The 17,913-nt window shown below is 69.2% G+C and carries 14 protein-coding genes; all 14 read left to right on the top strand.

Annotated features, from left to right (window positions below; translation table 11 throughout):
* The first annotated feature begins 96 nt into the window (after positions 1-96).
* The 14 genes from lysA to AC2S9W_RS19715 all read left to right on the top strand — a co-directional run bounded on the left by lysA (position 97) and on the right by AC2S9W_RS19715 (position 17,905).
* Positions 97-1,356: a diaminopimelate decarboxylase gene (lysA, locus tag AC2S9W_RS19780; protein ID WP_067111813.1), complete on the top strand. Its 1,260-nt coding sequence runs from the start codon at positions 97-99 to the stop codon at positions 1,354-1,356.
* A gap of 158 nt (positions 1,357-1,514) precedes the next feature.
* On the top strand, positions 1,515-2,282 hold the full coding sequence (locus AC2S9W_RS19775) for a precorrin-2 dehydrogenase/sirohydrochlorin ferrochelatase family protein (protein WP_486571455.1): 768 nt from the start codon (positions 1,515-1,517) through the stop codon (positions 2,280-2,282).
* A 94-nt stretch (positions 2,283-2,376) separates the two neighbouring features.
* Positions 2,377-2,523 (top strand): hypothetical protein, encoded by a 147-nt coding sequence (locus AC2S9W_RS19770; RefSeq protein ID WP_156483142.1) that lies wholly within the window; start codon positions 2,377-2,379, stop codon positions 2,521-2,523.
* Positions 2,524-2,588: 65 nt separating this feature from the next.
* Entirely contained in the window at positions 2,589-3,593 is a 1,005-nt protein-coding gene (locus AC2S9W_RS19765) for a hypothetical protein (protein ID WP_486571454.1), read from the top strand.
* Between the two features lie 80 nt (positions 3,594-3,673).
* Entirely contained in the window at positions 3,674-4,558 is an 885-nt protein-coding gene (locus AC2S9W_RS19760; RefSeq protein WP_486571453.1) for a transposase, read from the top strand.
* 114 nt (positions 4,559-4,672) lie between these two features.
* Positions 4,673-6,496, top strand: a complete 1,824-nt coding sequence (gene lepA, locus AC2S9W_RS19755) for a translation elongation factor 4 (RefSeq protein WP_076076743.1) — start codon at positions 4,673-4,675, stop codon at positions 6,494-6,496.
* 62 nt (positions 6,497-6,558) lie between these two features.
* Positions 6,559-7,173: a GNAT family N-acetyltransferase gene (locus AC2S9W_RS19750; RefSeq protein WP_067110287.1), complete on the top strand. Its 615-nt coding sequence runs from the start codon at positions 6,559-6,561 to the stop codon at positions 7,171-7,173.
* Positions 7,174-7,223: 50 nt separating this feature from the next.
* Positions 7,224-8,603 carry an amidohydrolase family protein gene (locus AC2S9W_RS19745; protein WP_076076741.1) on the top strand — a complete coding sequence of 460 codons (1,380 nt, stop codon included), beginning with the start codon at positions 7,224-7,226 and terminating at the stop codon, positions 8,601-8,603.
* Positions 8,593-9,717: a dipeptidase gene (locus tag AC2S9W_RS19740; RefSeq protein WP_076076738.1), complete on the top strand. Its 1,125-nt coding sequence runs from the start codon at positions 8,593-8,595 to the stop codon at positions 9,715-9,717. The genes AC2S9W_RS19745 and AC2S9W_RS19740 overlap by 11 nt, the downstream gene beginning before the upstream one ends.
* 377 nt (positions 9,718-10,094) lie before the next feature.
* A complete protein-coding gene (locus tag AC2S9W_RS19735; RefSeq protein ID WP_076076735.1) occupies positions 10,095-12,263 on the top strand; it encodes a TonB-dependent receptor in 2,169 nt (722 codons plus the stop codon).
* Between the two features lie 4 nt (positions 12,264-12,267).
* Positions 12,268-13,650 (top strand): MFS transporter, encoded by a 1,383-nt coding sequence (locus AC2S9W_RS19730; RefSeq protein WP_158682276.1) that lies wholly within the window; start codon positions 12,268-12,270, stop codon positions 13,648-13,650.
* Entirely contained in the window at positions 13,637-15,352 is a 1,716-nt protein-coding gene (locus AC2S9W_RS19725; protein WP_076076729.1) for a thiamine pyrophosphate-binding protein, read from the top strand. Before AC2S9W_RS19730 ends, AC2S9W_RS19725 begins: the two co-directional genes overlap by 14 nt.
* Positions 15,353-15,357: 5 nt before the next feature.
* Positions 15,358-16,851, top strand: coding sequence for a class I adenylate-forming enzyme family protein (locus tag AC2S9W_RS19720; protein WP_486571452.1), 1,494 nt, complete (start codon positions 15,358-15,360; stop codon positions 16,849-16,851).
* A 19-nt stretch (positions 16,852-16,870) separates the two neighbouring features.
* Entirely contained in the window at positions 16,871-17,905 is a 1,035-nt protein-coding gene (locus AC2S9W_RS19715; RefSeq protein ID WP_076076726.1) for an LLM class flavin-dependent oxidoreductase, read from the top strand.
* The last annotated feature ends 8 nt before the right edge of the window (positions 17,906-17,913 follow it).

The following is a 17,913-nucleotide window of genomic DNA, read 5'->3' as shown; positions in this document are numbered from 1 at the left end:
AAGTCGAGACACCCATCGGCCTCGGGCCGTTCGTCGGGGGCATCTCGACTTCGCTCGATGCGAACGGGGAAGGGAAGCTACCCAAGGATCTTCCAGATGGACCATTTTCAATATCGTGACGGCGTCCTCCACGCCGAGGACATTCCCCTGCCGCGCATCGCCGAGGAGATCGGCACCCCCGTCTATGTCTATTCGCGCGCGACGCTCGAGCGCCATGCGCAGGTGTTCCGCGACGCGTTGAAGGACGTGCCGAAGAAGCACATCGCCTTCGCGATCAAGTGCAACCCCAACCTCGGCGTGCTGCGCGTCCTCGCGCGGCAGGGCTATGGCGCCGACGTCGTGTCGGGCGGCGAGCTCGAACGCGCGATCGCCGCGGGCATGGCGGCGGAGGACATCGTCTTTTCGGGCGTCGGCAAGACGCGCGCCGAGCTGGCGCTCGGGCTCGACCGCGGGATCGGCCAGTTCAACATCGAGCATGAAGCCGAAGGCGTCGCGCTGGCCCAGATCGCGCTGGCGAAGGAAATGACCGCGCGCGCGGTGCTGCGCGTCAACCCCGACGTCGACGCCGGCACCCACGCCAAGATTTCGACCGGCAAGGCCGAGAACAAGTTCGGCGTCGGCATCGACGTCGCGCCGGAGATATTCGGCCGACTCGCGGGCCTTCCGGGGCTTCAGATGCGCGGTATCGCGCTCCACATCGGCAGCCAGCTCACCAGCCTCGACCCGCTCGAAGCGGCGTTCGAGCGCGCCGGCCGCCTTGTTGCCGACCTGCGCGCGGCGGGGCACAGCATCACCCACGTCGACCTCGGCGGCGGTCTCGGCGTGCCCTATCGCCCCGACGACAATCCGCCGAGCCCGGCCGAATATGGCGCGATGGTCGCGCGCGTAACCAAGGACTGGGACGTCACCCTGCTGTTCGAGCCCGGCCGCGTGATTGCGGGCAACACCGGCGTGCTGCTGACCGAGGTGCTGTGGGTCAAGCCCGGCGCGACCAATCCCTTCGTGATCGTCGATGCCGCGATGAACGACCTTGCACGCCCGGCGCTCTACGATGCGTATCATGATTTCGTCGCGGTGAAGCCGACCGGGGACAAGATGACCGCGTCGATCGTCGGCCCGGTGTGCGAGACCGGCGACACCTTCGCGCGCGACCGGTTGGTCGACGCGGTGGAGGCGGGCGACCTCGCCGTCTTCCGCACCGCCGGCGCCTATGGCGCGACGATGGCCTCGACCTACAACAGCCGCAGCCTCGTGCCCGAGGTGCTGGTGGACGGCGACCGCTACATCGTCGTCGCCGACCGCATCGCCGCAGGGACGATCATGGCCGCCGAGCGCGTGCCGGACTGGATCGACTGATCCTCCCCGAAACGGGGAGGGGGATCATGCGCAGCATGGTGGAGGGGCACAGGCGGTCTGCCTTGCTGTCGAGAGGAAATATTTGGTCGCACCTGCCCCTCCACCACCTTCGGTGGTCCCCCTCCCCCTGCGGGGGAGGATTTGCTAGATAGTCCCCCATGCGCCAGCTCCCCATCTTCCTGAACCTTTCCGGCCGCACGGTCGTGCTGGTCGGGGAAGGCGAGGCGGCCGATGCCAAGGCGCGGCTGATCGCGCGCGCCGGGGGTCGGGTCGTCCCGGCTTGGGAAGCGGGCGCGACGATCGCTTTCGTCGCGCTCGAAGAAGGCGCCGAAACTGTTGCCGCCGACCTTCGCGCCCGCGGCCTGCTCGTCAATGTCGTCGACCGTCCCGATCTGTGCGACTTCACCACCCCCGCGATCGTCGACCGCGCGCCGGTCACCATCGCGGTCGGCACCGGCGGCGCTTCGGCGGGTCTCGCCAAGGCGGTGCGCCAGCGTATCGAGGCGCTGCTCCCCGCGCGTCTTGGCGCGCTCGCGGCTGCGCTCCACGCCGCGCGCGGCGCGATGAAGGCGCGCTGGCCCGCCGCCGCCGACCGCCGCCGCGCGATCGACGCCGCGCTGGCGCCGGGCGGCGCGCTCGACCCGCTCGATGCCGATGCGGCGGATCGGGTCGAGGCGTGGCTCGCGGTGCCGCAGACCGCCGCTGCGCCGCGGCTCGAAACCATTCGCCTGACCGGCGCCGATCCCGACGAGCTGACGCTGCGCGCGGCGCGCCTGCTGGGCGAGGCCGACCATGTCTTTCACGACCCGGCGGTTCCGTCCGCCATCCTCGACCGCGCGCGCGCCGATGCCGTGCGCCACCCCGCCGACGCGCCGCCTGCCGCGCCGCCGCCGGGCCTGTCGCTGTGGATCGCCTTCGCGCGGTGAAGCGCTACCTTACAATAAGTTAACTGGCTCCCGCTGCCCGGTTTCCTAAGCCTTGTCGTGCGGCAGACGCGCCGCCTGCAACAGGGAGGGACATATGGGGGTAGAGGCCATCGACATCGACAGCATCCCGCTGCTCGACACCGCCGTCGGGCTGTTCGGATCGCTGGCGCCGATGCAATCGACGCCCGGATCGTCGGTGTTCGAAGTCACCGTCACCGTCGTCCTGATCATCTACGACTGAGCGCCTGCGCGCGGCGGCGCCGTCTTTCCCGCGCCGCCGCGCGCCCTTTCCGCATGGACCACGGCATGATGCTGCGCTCGCGGCACGATCATTTCCCGCGCTGCGACGAAGTGCGCCGCCGGCGCCGCCACGCCGCCGCGAGCGCACTCGACGCGGCGTGGCGCGCGGGCGATCTCGCCCCGGACGGCCTGCTCGCGGCGATGCGGGCGCAGGAGGCAGAGACGCCCGAAGCCGCGATCGCGGCGCTGACCCCGTGGCTCGCCGACATCGACTGGCTGCGCGCGCGCCTCGGCGAGGCGCTGGGCCTGCTTGCTGCCGACGCTTTCGCGCGCCCGCCGCTGCGCCCGGTCGGCGGCGGCGCGCTCGGCGGGCTGCTGCTCGCCGAAGCGGGCGCGATCCGGCTGACGCTGCTGCTCCGCCCCTTCGATGCCGCCGCGCACGAAGGGGCGCCGACCGCGCTGTTCGTCCCCGGCCGTTCGGTGACGCGCATCCTCGCGGACGGCGGCGCGATGCTCCGCTTCCACCGCGTCGCGGTCAGCGCCGCAGAGGAAGCGGGCGCCTTCACCGCCGCCGGAGCGAGTCCTTGCCGTAGCACCGACCCGCGGCCGTTGCGCGCGGGGGAGACGATCCGGCTCGATTCGGCGCGCGAGACCTTCGGCCTCAGCGGCGGCAGCGGTGACGTGCTGATGCTCCAGCTTGCGATCCAGCCGCCGTCGCCCCTGCCGATCCGCGCCTATGACGTCGCGAGCGGCCGGCTCGCTCATGTCTCCGCCTCGCGCCGCGACAGCAGCTTTCGCCAGATGGCGCTCGCGCTGCTTCGCGCGATGCACCGCACCGACGCCGCGCCGCTCTTCGCCGCCGAAGCCGCCAGCGAGGATTTCGCCGCGCGCTGGAACGCGATGCGCGAACTGATCGCGCTCGACCCCGACGCCCCGCGCGCGCCGCTCGCGCGCATGGCCGCCGCCGACCCGCACCCGGAGGTCCGTGCCGCTGCCGCCGCGACGCTGGCACTCTATCCATCCCCTCCCGCAAGCGGGAGGGGCAGCGAGGCTCGCGAACTTGTTCGCTAGCCGCAGCGGGGTGGGTCGGTGCGCCGCGGAAAGCCCAGCCCCAACTCCTCCCGGAAGCGGGAGGCGAGCAGGAGAATATCATGCCGCGCCCGATCGTCCCGCCCGCCGCGCCCGAATATGATCTGGAGGAGGTGGCGGCGCGCCTCGACGAGGCCGGCGTCGATCTCGGTGACGAGGACAGCCTCGCCCGCTGCGCGGTGCTTCTCGCGGGTTTGGCGAACAACCGCGATTTCCTTGCCGATCGCGTGGTCGCCGAACTCAAGGCGAGCTACCGCGACCAACTCGAGGCGAACCGCTATTCGGCGCAGGACTTCCTGCTCCATCGCAGCCGCTGCGGCTATTTCATCCGCGCCAACATGTGGCCGGCCGAGCGCGACGCCGCCTATGCCGCCAGCGGCGCCGCCGCCTTCGCCTACGGCCTGCCGCACGACCATAATTTCTCGTTCCTGACTGTCGGCTATTGGGGGCCGGGCTATATCAGCGACTATTATGATTATGACGCGGAGGCCGTCGACGGCCGCCTTGGTGAGCCGCTGAACCTGCGCTTCGTCGAGCGCAGCAGCCTGAGCGAAGGCACGATGATGCTCTACCGCGCCCACCGCGACATCCACAGCCAGCTCCCGCCCGAACGGCTGTCGGTCAGCCTCAACATCATGGACGAGGGCGAAGCCGTTCCGTGGCGCGACCAGTATATCGTCGATCTCGAAAGCGGCACCATCGCCCGCCGCCCGACGATTACCGCGGCGGAGATGCTGCTGCGCTGCGCGGTCCACCTGACCGACGAGGGCAAGGACATCGCCGACCATTTCGCCGCCGCACACCCCGTCCCCCGCGTCCGCGCCACCGCGCTCGCCGCACTGGCGGCGGTGAAGGAGGGCGGGGGCAGGGCGGCGGTGCTCGAACGCGGACTGCGCGATAAGGACGCGCGGGTGCGTGACGATTGCGCGCGCTGGCTGGCCGGATGATCCCCGCCGGACGACGGCCCGTAAAAGCCGCCTTTCCTATATTACCCTGCTATGCCGGCCTCCCGCCGTCACGCCTGCTGACAGCGCCCTCAACCCCTGCTAACGGGCGGCGCCATGACAACGCCCCTTTCGCATATCCGCAACTTCTCGATCATCGCGCACATCGACCATGGCAAGTCGACGCTCGCCGACCGGCTGATCCAGTTCACCGGCGGCCTCACCGAGCGCGAGATGTCGGCGCAGGTGCTCGACAATATGGACATCGAGAAGGAACGCGGCATCACCATCAAGGCGCAGACCGTGCGCCTGTCGTACAAGGCCCACGACGGCGAAACCTATCAGCTCAACCTGATGGACACGCCGGGCCACGTCGATTTCGCCTATGAGGTGTCGCGGTCGCTCGCCGCCTGCGAGGGCGCGCTGCTCGTCGTCGATGCGGCGCAGGGGGTGGAGGCGCAGACGCTCGCCAACGTCTACCAGTCGATCGAGCATGATCACGAGATCGTCCCGGTCATCAACAAGATCGACCTGCCCGCCGCCGACGTCGACAAGGTGAAGGCGGAGATCGAGGACATCATCGGGCTGCCCGCCGACGACGCGGTGCTCGCCAGCGCCAAATCGGGGATCGGCATCGAGGACGCGCTCGAGGCGATCGTCGCGAAGATTCCCCCGCCGAAGGGCGACCCCGCCGCGCCGCTGGTCGCAATGCTCGTCGACAGCTGGTACGACCCCTATCTGGGCGTCGTCATCCTCGTCCGCGTCGTCGACGGCGTGCTGAGGAAGGGCCAGCAGATCAAGTTCATGCAGGCGGGCACCACCCACCTGATCGACCGCGTCGGCTGCTTCACCCCGAAGCGGCAGGACCTGACCGAGATCGGTCCCGGCGAGATCGGTTTCATCACCGCGCAGATCAAGGACGTCGCGCAGGCGCGCGTCGGCGACACCGTCACCGACGCGAAGAAACCCGCCGCGGCGCCGCTGGCGGGGTTCAAGGAAGTGCAGCCGGTCGTTTTCTGCGGCCTCTTCCCCACCGACGCCAACGATTTCGAGAAGCTGCGCGAAAGCATCCAGAAGCTGCGCCTCAACGACGCGTCGTTCAGCTTCGAGATGGAGACGAGCGCCGCGCTGGGCTTCGGCTTCCGCTGCGGTTTCCTCGGCCTTCTGCACCTCGAGATCATCCAGGAGCGGCTGACCCGCGAATATGACCTCGACCTGATCACCACCGCGCCGTCGGTGGTCTACAAGCTCAAGCTCACCCGGTCGAAGGAAGGCGGCCCGACCGAGATGGAGCTGCACAACCCCGCCGACATGCCCGACCCGAACCGGATCGAGGAGATCGAGGAGCCGTGGATCGAGGCGGTGATCTACGTCCCCGACGAATATCTCGGCGCGATCCTCAAGCTGTGCCAGGACCGCCGCGGCATCCAGAAGAACCTCACTTACGTGGGCGGCCGCGCGCAGATCACCTACGAACTGCCGCTCAACGAGGTGGTGTTCGACTTCTACGACCGGCTGAAGAGCATTTCGCGCGGCTATGCCAGCTTCGACTATCACCAGATCGGCCACCGCCCCGGCGACCTCGTCAAGATGAGCATCCTCGTCAACAACGAGCCGGTCGACGCGCTGTCGATGATCGTCCATCGCGGCAGTGCCGAGGCGCGCGGACGCGGCATGTGCGAGCGGCTGAAGGACCTGATCCCGCGCCACATGTTCAAGATTCCGATCCAGGCGGCGATCGGCGGCAAGGTGATCGCCCGCGAAACCATCGCCGCGCTGCGCAAGGACGTGACCGCCAAATGCTATGGCGGCGACGCGACCCGCAAGAAGAAGCTCCTCGAAAAACAGAAGGAGGGGAAGAAGCGGATGCGCGAATATGGCAACGTCAACATCCCGCAGGAGGCGTTCATCGCCGCGCTGCGGATGGGCGACGACGCCTGAGGCTGGCCATCGCCGCCGCGGCGGGTTAGCTTCGCGCTTCCGCAGCGACGGAAGGACAGGCGATGGAGCAGGCCCGGGCAAGGCCGATCGACAATATCGTCGTGTGCAGCCGGCTCACCGACGGGACGGCGGTGTGTCTGCGCACGATCACGCCCGACGATGCCGACCTGCTGCGGCAGGGGATCGCGAAGCTGTCGGCGGAGGCGCGCTATCTGCGCTTCTTCTCGCCGGCGCCGACGATGCCCGACGCGGTGGTCGAACGGCTCGCCGACGTCGACGGGCACGATCACATCGCCTGGGGCGCCATCTGCACCGAATGCGAGGGCGAGCCGGCGATCGGCGCGGTGCACGCGGTGCGGCATCACAGCGACGGGCGCGTCGGCGAGTATTCGATCGCGGTGCTCGACGCCTTTCACGGGCTGGGGCTGGCGCGGATGATGACCGCGGCGCTGCTCGTCGACTGTCTCGCGGCCGGGCTGACGACGCTCGACATCCATATCCTGTCGCACAACCGCGCGGCGGCCCGGCTGATCACCGCGATGGGCGCGCGCCGCAAGCTCGAATCGGCGGGGGTCGCCGACTATGAACTCGACGTCGCGGCGGGGCTCGAATCGCTGCGGCAGGATCGGGATTTTCCAGGGGTGCAGGACGTGCTGCGCCAGCTCGGCGCGGCGTGATGCGCGCCCGGCAATTGCGGACAGCGGGCAATGGGGCTAGCGCCATCGCCATGTCTGCGTCGCTCCCGCGCCCGTTCGCCATCCCGGCTTTCCTCCGCTCGCTTGTCTTTGCGGCTTCGCTGTTGGCGGCCGTTCCGTCGAGTGCGGCCGAGGCGATACTCTATGCCGATATAACGATCATCGACGGAACCGGGGCGCCGGCGCGTCCCGGTCAGGACCTATTGATCGAGGGCGAGCGGATCGTCGCGATCGGCGCGCACGGTAGCCTGGGGGAGCGCGCGCGGACGGCGCGCACAGTTCCGCTGCCGGGCCGCTTCGTCATCCCGGGGCTGATCGACAGCCACGTCCATTTGGCGACGCCGCCGAACCGCGCGCGGGCGGAGGCGATCCTGCGCCGCCAGCTCTACGGCGGCGTCACCGCGGTGCGCGACATGGCGGACGACCTGCGCGCGGTGGGCGAACTGGCGCGCGCATCGCTGGTCGGCGAGATAGCGGCGCCCGACATCTATTATGCCGCGCTGATGGCGGGGCCGCCCTTCTTCGCCGATCCGCGCGTCCTCGCGGTGACGCGGGGGTTCGCGCCGGGCACCGCGCCGTGGATGCAGGCGATCGACACAAAGACCGACCTGCGTCTGGCCGTGGCGCTGGCACGCGGCACGGCGGCGACCGCGATCAAGATCTACGCCGACCTGTCCGCCGAGCGCGTCGCCGCCATCACCGCCGAGGCGCACCGCCAGAAGCTGATGATCTGGGCGCACAGCGCCATCTTTCCCGCCCGCCCGGCGCAGGTGATCGAGGCGGGCGCCGATGTCGTCAGCCATGTCTGCTACCTGGCCTATGAGGCGCAGCCGGTGATGCTCACCGCCTATGAGGATCGCACGCCGGTCGACGAGGCGCTGCTGGCCCCGACGGGCGACGATCCGGTGGTCGCCCGCCTCTATCGGACGATGCGCAAGCAAGGCACGATCCTCGACGCGACGGGCAGCCTGTTCGTCAAGTTCGAGGCCGAACGCAAGGCGGATCCGGGCAAGAAGCCGCTTCGCTGCAGCGGGGCGCGGACGATCGCGCTGACCCAGCAGGCGTGGCGGGCGGGCATTCCGATCTCGACCGGCACCGATTTCGTCAACCCCGCCGGCGATCCGTGGCCCGCAGTCCATGCCGAATTGCTTTACCTCGCCCACGACGTCGGCATGCCGCCGCTCGCGGTCATCCATTCGGCGACGCTCGTCGGTGCGCGTGCGGCGGGACAGGACAGCGACATGGGGTCGATCGAGGTGGGGAAGTTGGCGAACCTTGTCGTTCTTCGTGCAGATCCTCTCGCCGACATCGGCAATATCGGGAGCATCGAGATGACGGTGAAGCGCGGCCGGGAATTCCGTCGCGCCGATTATGTCGTCCCGACGGCCGCGGAGCTTGGCGATGACGATTGACCGGCGGGCGCTGCTGGCCGGCGCGGCGGGACTGGCGGCGGCCTCGCTGGGGCCGTCCGCGGTGCGCGCCGCGGCGGCGCCCGGCCGCGCGAACCGGCTGATCGTCAATGCGCTCGGCGGCCTTTCCGATCCCAATGTCGAGGGCGCCGACGATCCCTATTCGCCGCGCGTGCTGGCCGAAGCGCGCGAATCGGGCGTCACCGCGATCAACTGCACCTTCGGCTATGTCGCCGGTCCCGACGACCCGTTCGAGGCGAGCGTCCGCGACGTCGCCAAAGCCGACGCGCTGCTCCGCCGCCACCCGGCCGATCTGCTCAAGGTTTTCGGCGCCGCCGACATCCGCCGCGCCGGGGCCGAAAGGAAGATCGGCATCCTCTACGGCTTCCAGAACGGCGCGATGCTCGGCGAGGACGCGAGCCGCGTCGACCTGTTCGCCGACATGGGCGTCCGCATTTTCCAGCTCACCTACAATCCCGCCAACCGGCTCGGCGACGGCGCCATGGCGCCCGAGAATCGCGGCCTGACGCCCTTCGGACGGGAGGTCGTCGAGCGGCTCAACGCGCAGCGCATGATCGTCGACCTGTCGCACAGCGGCGAGCGCACCTGCCTGGAGGCGGCGCGGCTGTCGACGGCCCCCATCTCGATCAACCACACCGGCTGCCGCGCCGTGACCGACCTGCCGCGCAACAAGACCGATGCCGAACTGCGGCTGGTCGCCGAAAGGGGCGGCTTCGTCGGCATCTATTTCATGCCGTTCCTCGCCCGGTCGGGCCGCGCCCGCGCCGCGGACGTCGTCGCGCATATCGACCATGCGGTGAACATCTGCGGAGAGGATCATGTCGGCATCGGCACCGACGGCACCGTGACCGCGATCGACGATCTCCACGCATATCAGGCCGTCCTCGCCAAGGAGATCGCCGAGCGCCGCGCCGCCGGGATCAGCGCCGCCGGCGAGCGGCCGGACACCTATCCCTTCGTCGTCGACCTGCGCGGACCCGGCCAGTTCTTCAGGCTGATCGACCTTCTGTCGGCCCATGGCTATTCGAGCGGCCGGATCGAGAAGATCATGGGACTCAATTTCCTGCGCCACGTGGAAACCGTCTGGGGCAGTTGACGGGCGCGGGCGTTCCCGTCCGATCCGACGGATCGCAAAGAGCGTACTGACGAAATGGCGAGACCGCGCTTCGCGGTGCGCGGCTGAAATCGCGGGCGGCCGTCGCGCGACCGATTCCGCAGATTACACCTCTTCGAGTTGAATTTGATTGGCCCGTCGCCGGGCCCGCCGGCGCTGCCTTTCCCTTGGGCAGGACGGCCGCATCGCCGGGGCCGTGAAGCCTCTCGAGCCGAAATTTCGTCGAGAGGCTTGATTTATCATAATCAGATAGATAATTCATAGGAAAATAACCGTTCGAACAACGAGCGGTCTTGGGGAGAGAAACGATGGCAAATATCTACCGAAAAAGGATTTTCTTGTGCTCGGCGGCTCTTTCCGTGGTCGCCGCGGCGAATCCCGTCGGCGCGCAAACCACCGCAACGAGCAACGCGAGTCATGTCGATTCGGGCGATGCGGAGATCATCATCACCGCTCAGAAGCGCGAGGAGCGGCTGGTCGACGTTCCCATTTCGCTGACCGCGCTCACCAGCGATCAACTGGCCGCGGCGGGCGTCACGCAATTCCACGACCTGTCGCAGGTGGCGCCGGGTTTCACCTCCGAACAATATGGCGATGCGCGGGCCGGGCGCATCATGCTGCGCGGGGTAACGTCGCAGCAGGATAACCCCGGCAAGCAGTCGTCGGTCGGCGTCTTCCTGGATGGCGTCTTTCTGGCCCGCTACGGCGCGGCGACGGGCGAACTCGCCGACATCGAGCGCGTCGAGATCCTGCGCGGTCCGCAGGGGACGCTGTTCGGCGCCAATACGGCGGCCGGGCTCGTCAATATCGTCACGCGGCGTCCGTCGCTGTCGGGCGTCGAAGGCTTCGTCGAGGGCGTTGCGGCCGAGCATGACGCGTTCGAACTGCGCGGAAGCGTGACCGGGCCGCTGGTCGAGGATCGACTCGGCATCAGCGTTTCGGCCTATCATGTGCGCCGGGGCGGCCTGACGCACAATGCGACCACCGGCCGTTCGGTCGACAATCTGCGCCGCAGCGGCGGCCGGGCGAAACTCTATTATCGCGGCGAGGGCTTCGATGTCCTTCTGTCGGGCGATTATCTGCGCGAACGGTCCGAATGCTGTTCGGCGATTCCCGTTGCCTGGACCCCCACGGCCAACGTCTTCGGTGTCCCGATCGTCTCGCTGATCCCCGCCGGATCGCCCTATTCGCGCCAGACGATCCAGAACAGCCGCAACCTCAACCCGAACAGCGGCGGCGGGGTTTCGGCGGAGATCAACGTCGATGTCGGGGATCATGTGCTGACGTCGGTGACGGCGTGGCGCCGCTGGGACGTCACGCCGATCAGCGATATCGATTCGCTGCCACTCCGCCTGCTCGACGATTTCTACATCGATCAGCGGCACGATCAGTTCAGCCAGGAATTGCGGATCGCTTCGCCCTCGGGACAGCGCGTCACCTATGTCGCGGGCCTCTATTATTTCGCGCGGCGATCCGACGATCTGGAAATATTGCAGCCGCGCGCCGACGCCGCGGCCGTCATCCTTCCGGGTCAGCGCGGCGACACCACCATCGCGTCGCGCCTGAACGACAAGAGCTATGCCGCCTTCGCGCACGTCGATTTCAACCTGACAGACCGTCTGACCCTGTCCGCCGGTGGCCGCTATACCCGCGAGGACCAGGACGTCGATTTCACCCAGACGTCGGGCAACGTCGCTTATGCTTCGCTGGGCAATCGCCAGCAGTCGCGGCGGGAGTCGCAGTTCACCTGGGTCGCCAACGCGCGCTACAGCCTGCAGCGCGACCTCAACCTCTATGCCAGCGTGGCGCGGGGGTTCAAGCCGGGCGGGTTCGACCTGACGCGCCTTCCGAATTTCAACAATTTCGAGTTCGACGCGGAAAAGAACACCAATTACGAAATCGGGCTGAAGGGCAATATCCTCGACCGCAAGCTGCGCTTTTCGGCCGCCCTGTTCTGGACCGATTACCAGAATTTTCAGGCGCAGGCCTTCGACGGCCTGAATCTGGTCACGCGCAATGCGGAGCTTTTCCGCATCAAGGGCGGCGAACTGGAGGTCACCGCCCTCCCCACCGAGGGGCTGACGCTGCAATTCCAGACATCCTACACCCATGCGCGTTACGTGGACTTCACCGACGGTTCGTGCGTTCCCGGCATCGCGCCGCCGTGCGACCTGTCGGGCAAGCGCCTGCCGAACGCACCCGAATGGACGCTGGGCGGATCGGCCGAATATCGTGCGCCGCTGACGGCGGCGCTGACCGGCTATGGCCGGATCGACGGCAGCCACAAGAGCAGCGTCTTTTATCAGCAGAACCTCGACCCCTATGCCTTTCAGGGGCCGCGGACGATCATCAACGCGCGGCTGGGCATCGAAACGGCGTCAGGGCTGACGCTCGAAGCCTTCGCGCGGAACCTGTTCAACGACAAATATGTGAATTTCGTCTACCCATCGCCGCTGTCGACCGGCCTGTACGTCGGCTACGTCGGCGATCCGCGCCAGTTTGGCGTCCGCGCCCGCTACAGCTTCTGACCTCGTGACGACTCTCTCCGTCATGGGCAGGGGAAGGGGGCAGAGGCCATGGGCGGCGGCCGGGGCACCGGTCGTCGTCCTGCTGCTCGGCCTGCTGTATATCGTTTCCTATCTCGACCGCCTGATCCTGGCGCTGCTGGTGGCGCCGGTGCGGGCCGAATTCGGCATCAGCGACACCGCCATCGCCCTGCTCGTCGGTCCGGTCTTCGCGCTGTTCGGCGGCGTGTTCGCCTTGCCGATGGGGTGGCTCGCCGACCGGGTCCGGCGCACCCGGCTGATCCTCGCCGGCGTCCTGTGCTGGACGACCGCGACGATCGCGACGGCCTTTGCGCCCAGCTTCGAAACGGTCGCGATCCTGCGCGTCGGGGTCGCGGTGGCGGAGGCCGTGCTGTTTCCGGCGGCGATCTCGATGATCGCCGACCTGTTCCCGCCCGACCGGCGCGCGGCCGCGACGAGCGTTTTCGTCGGCTTCGGCGTGTTCGGCGCCTTCGGTGCCTTCATGCTGGGCGGCGTCGCGGTGCAGCTGCTGGGCAGCGAGCCGGTCGCGATCGGCAGTCTGTTTCTGGCGCCATGGCGGGCGACGTTCGTCGTCGTGGCGCTGCCGGGCCTGCTGCTCGCCGCGCTGTTCGCCGCGGCGGTGCGCGAGCCGCCGCGCACCGCGTCGATCCGCGCGGCCGTGCCGGTCGATGCGGCGCCGACGTCGCCCGAGCGGGTTTTCGCGCGCCGGAACATGCCGCTGTTCGTCCTTCTGTTCGTCGCCTCCGCGCTTGGGCAGGCGATCGTGCTGGGGGTCAGTTCGTGGTTGCCCAGCCTGCTGGTCCGCGACTTCGGCTTCGAGGCGGGGCAGGCAGGAATCTGGTTCGGGCTGTCGGGCGTGACCGCGGCCCTCGCCGGACTGGCGGCCGCGCCGCGCATCGCCGGCCATTTTCGGTCGCGCGGCCGCATGGACGCGCTGCCGCTGATCTGCGCCGGGGCGATCGCGGTGGGGGCGGTGCCATTGCTCGCCGGTTTCGCGGCCCCGTCGGCGCCGATGCTGCTGCTGTTGCTCGCGGCCGGATATTTCTTTCTCGTGCCCTCGGGCACCTACGCCATCTTCGCGATCAACTGGACGGTGCCGTCGCGCGCGACCGGCCTGTTCGCCGCCGTCTACACGCTCGTCAATTCGCTGGTCGCGGTGGGTTGCGGGCCGATGGTCGTGGCCATGGTCTCCGACCGGCTGGGAGGCGGGGCCAATCTGTCGTCGGGAATGGTCGTGCTCGTCGTGGGCGCGGGGACGCTGTCCATCCTGCTGCTGCTCGCGGCGCTGCGCCCCTTTTCCCGCCTTTGCGAAACCATCGAACGGCCGGTTCCCGGTCCGTCTTCAAGGGGTCAATATGAAACAGAATGAAACCCAGCGCCAGTTCGGCGACGCCCTGATCGAATGCCTGGAGGCGGTCGGCGCCAGCGTGTGCTTCGGCGTGCCGGGCGGGCAGACCATTCCCCTTTATGCCGCCGCGCGCCGCCATGGGTTCCGCCACGTGATGATGCGCGACGAGCGCAATGCCGCCTGCGCCGCCGATGCCTATGCCCGTGTGTCGGGCCGGATCGGGGTGTGCGACGCGACGGTCGGTCCGGGGGCGACCAACCTGGTGTCGGGGCTGGCGGAGGCCTATGCCTCCGCGATCCCGGTCCTCGCGATCGTCGCCGACGTGAAGACCGAGCGCGAGCATCTGCGCGTGCGCGGCGTCGCCTCGCAGGCGATGGAGCAGCAGGCGATGCTGCAGGGCGTGACCAAGCGGGTCAGCCGCGTCCACGCGCCGGAGGGCTTGCCCGACGTCTTTGCCGAGGCAGTGCGCACCGCCGTGACCGGCCGCGCCGGCCCAGCGGTGCTCGAGATTCCGGAGGACATCTTCTTTGCGCCCGCCGCCGGCGAGGCCGTGGCCGCGGACCCCGAGGCGGGGCGCTGGCCGCGCTACGGCGCCGCGCCTCGGACCGAGGATGTCGCGCAGGCGGCCGAGCTGCTGACGCAGGCACAGCGTCCGCTGATCCTCGCCGGCGGCGGGGCGCTCAGCAGCCGCGAGGCGGCCGAGGTGGTCGCGCTGGCCGAGCAATGCTCGATCCCCGTCGTTACCTCGATCAACGGCAAGGGGGTCATCGACGAATATCATCCGCTGTCGCGCGGCGTCGTCGGCGTGTTCGGATCGGTCGAAGCCAGCGTGGCGCTGCGCCAGGCGGATGTGGTGCTGGTGCTGGGGTCGAAATTCGCCCAGTTCAATTCCTTCCTCTGGCGCCTGCCGTCGGCGCGGCAGACTCTGATCCATGTCGATAGCGACGGGGCCGAACTGGGGCGCGCGATTCCGGCGCGGCTGTCGATCTGCGCCGACGCGGGGCGCACCGCGCGCCGCCTGCGCGAGGCGCTGGGCGGCGCGGCGCCGCGCGCGGCATGGCAGACGGACCTTTCCGAATGCCCCGCGCAGCCGGGCACGGCCGAGGGCGATCCGCGCGTCGCGCCGGAGCAGGTGATCCTCGCGCTGTCCGACCTTGCGGACGAGGACTGCGTTCTGGTGTCGGACGCCAGCCTGGCGTCGGGGTGGACCGCTTCGCGCTATCGCGTGCGCGGCAGCGGGCGGCATTTCCTGGCGCCGCGCGGGCTGGCCGGGATCGGCTGGGCCGGGGGCGCCGCGATCGGCGCGGCGCTGGCGCTGGGCGACCGGCCGGGCGGGCGCGTGGTGGCGGTGTCGGGGGACGGCGCCACCTCCTATTGGATCGGCGAGGTCGAAACGGCGGTCCGGCACCGGCTGCCGATCGTCTTCGTCATCCTCAACAACGCCGGCTTCGGCTGGATCATGCAGGGCGAGAAGATGCTCGACATCGAGCCGCGCTCGACCTTCGGACCGGTCGATTTCGCGGCGATGGGGCGGGCGATGGGCGCGCGCGGCTATCGTGCCGAAACGCTCGAAGAGGCGCGGGCGGCGCTGCGCGAGGCGTGGCAGGGGGAGGGACCGGCGATCGTCGATATCCTGACCTCGGAGGACGCCTCGCCCAGCGTCGACTGGGGCAGCCTCGATCCGGCGGCGGCCTCGGCCTATGGCGCCTACGGGATGGGGTGACGGCGATGGACGATTTTCATCCCCTGCACATCCATTGGAAGCCGCGCCGGGATGGTGGCGCGCCTCTGATACGGGACGAGCAGCGCGCTTTGTCGTCGGCCGATTTCGCTGCCGAGGTCGCCGGTCTCGCGCTGCTGTTCGTGCAGAAGGGGGTCGGGCGCGGCGACGTGGTCGCGACGATGCTGCCGAACCGGATCGACATCGTCGTCGCGATGTTCGCGGCGTGGCGGATCGGCGCCGCCTTCATGCCGATCAACCCGGCGCTGACCAGCGCCGAAGCGCTGTATCAGGTCGCGGATTCGGGAAGCCGGCTGATCCTGGTCGACGCCGCCGCGCGCGACCGCCTGACGGGGACGACGGCGACGCTGCTGCCGGTCGATGCGCCGCCCGAGCGATCGGCGGCGGTCCTGCCCGACGCGGCGGTGGCGGCCGACGAGACCGCGCTGCTCATCTACACCAGCGGCACGACGGGCCGGCCCAAGGGCGTGATGCTGAGCCACGGCAACATCGACGCGATGCTGCACTCGATCCACGCCGCGCTGCGGCTCGATGGCGACCTGTCGCTGCTCGTGATGCCGCTGTTCCACGTCAACGCCCTGCTGGTCAGCATCCTGGCCCCGCTCGCGGCGGGCGGCGGCGCATGCATCCTCGAACATTTCGACCGGCACAGCTTCTGGCAGAGCGTGCGCGACAGCGGCGCGAACTATTTCTCGGGCGTGCCGGCGATGTATCTGCTGCTGACCGCCGAACGCGGCGCCATCGTGCCGGCGCCCCGGCTGCGCTTCGCCATCTGCGGCGCCGCGCCGATGCCCGCGCAGGCGATCGGGGCGTTCGAGGCGCGCTACGCCGTGCCGGTCCTCGAAGGGTACGGGCTGACCGAATCGACCGTCGGCGCGACCCTCAATCCCCTCGACGGCCCGCGCCGCCCCGGCAGCGTCGGCCGCGCGATGCCCGGCATCGAGGTCGCGATCGTCGGCGAGGACGGGGCGTTCTGTCCGCCCGATACGGTCGGCGAGGTCGCCGTCCGCGGCGGCAACGTGATGAAAGGCTATCTGCGCCGGCCGGAGGATAGCGCCGCGGTGCTGGTCGACGGCTGGCTGCGGACGGGCGACCTCGGCCGTCTGGACGGCGCGGGATGGCTGACGCTGGTCGGGCGCAAGAAGGACCTCATCATCCGGGGCGGGGAGAATATCTATCCGTCCGAAGTCGAAGAGGCGATCATGGCGACGCACGTCGTTGCCGAAGCCGCCGTGGTCGGCCGGCCCGACGCGGTGATGGGCGAGGTGCCCGTCGCCTTCGTCGTCGCGCCCGAGGGCGGCGATGCCGACGCTCTCGTCCCCGCGCTGCAGGCGGAGATCGAGACGGCGCTCGCGCGGTTCAAGCGCCCGGTCGCCTATCATCTTCTGGACAGCCTGCCGCGCAATCCGATCGGCAAGATCGACAAGCCGGCGCTGCGACAGCGGCTCGAACGGGCCGCGCAGCCGGCGACCGCCCCCTAATCAGACAAAGGAGACGATCATGAAATTCGGACTTTTCGGCGGCGCCGCCCGCGGCGCGGACCAGTCGGGCGACAGCCAGTCCTATCGCAGTTTCGTCGATTATGTCGTCGGCGCGGAGGAACTGGGGTTCGATTCGCTGTTCCTGGTCGAGCATCATTTCACCGGCGCTGGCCAGCTCAGCGCCTCGATGACCCTGCTGTCCTATCTGGCGGGGCTGACGACCAGCATGCGCCTTGGCACCGGGGTCACGGTGCTGCCGTGGCACAACCCGGTGCTGATGGCGGAGCAGGCGGCGACGGTCGACGTGGTGTCGGACGGGCGGCTCGATTTCGGTATCGGCCGCGGCTATCGCCCCAACGAGTTCCACGGATTCATGGTCGATCCCGCGACCGCCCCGGCGCGCTTCAACGAGGCCATCGAACTGATCCTGAAAAGCTGGACGACGCGCGAACGCTGGTCGCACGACGGCGAATACTGGCACTATCGCGACATCCTCGTCGAACCGCAGCCGGTGCAGCAGCCGCACCCGCCGATCTGGGTCGCGGCCCAGAGCGAGGCTTCGGTGCGTCAGGCGGCGGCACGCGGGCAGTCGCTGATGCTCGACCAGTTCAGCGACACCCGGACCATCGGCGAGCGCATCGCCTGGTATCGCGACGAGCAGACCCGGCGCGGCGTGGCGTCGCGGCCGCACCAGATCGCGGTGACGCGCGGACTGTTGCTCGTCGACGACGAGGCGAAGCGGACCGGGGAAATCGAACGCCGGCTGAAAGCCATCGCGATGCTCGCCGCGACCGCGCGGGTGCCGGGCGAGGAAAGCGAAGCGCCGGTGGTGGGGTCGCAGATGCTCGATTCCTCGCGCGACGCGACCGAGGCCTCGACCGTGATCGGCACCCCCGAGGCATGCGTCGCCCGCCTGAAGGAACTGGAGGCGGTCGGCGTCGACTACGTGCTGTTCAACGATCCGTGGGGCGGCATCGAGCGGCTGCGCTTCTTTGCGAAAGAGGTGATGGGGGCGTTCGCGGCGCAGCCGGCCGAGGATCGGGCGATCGCCTGACGGGGACG

This window comes from Sphingopyxis sp. 550B (assembly GCF_057401805.1).
This window is presented reverse-complemented; position numbering and strand designations above follow the sequence as displayed.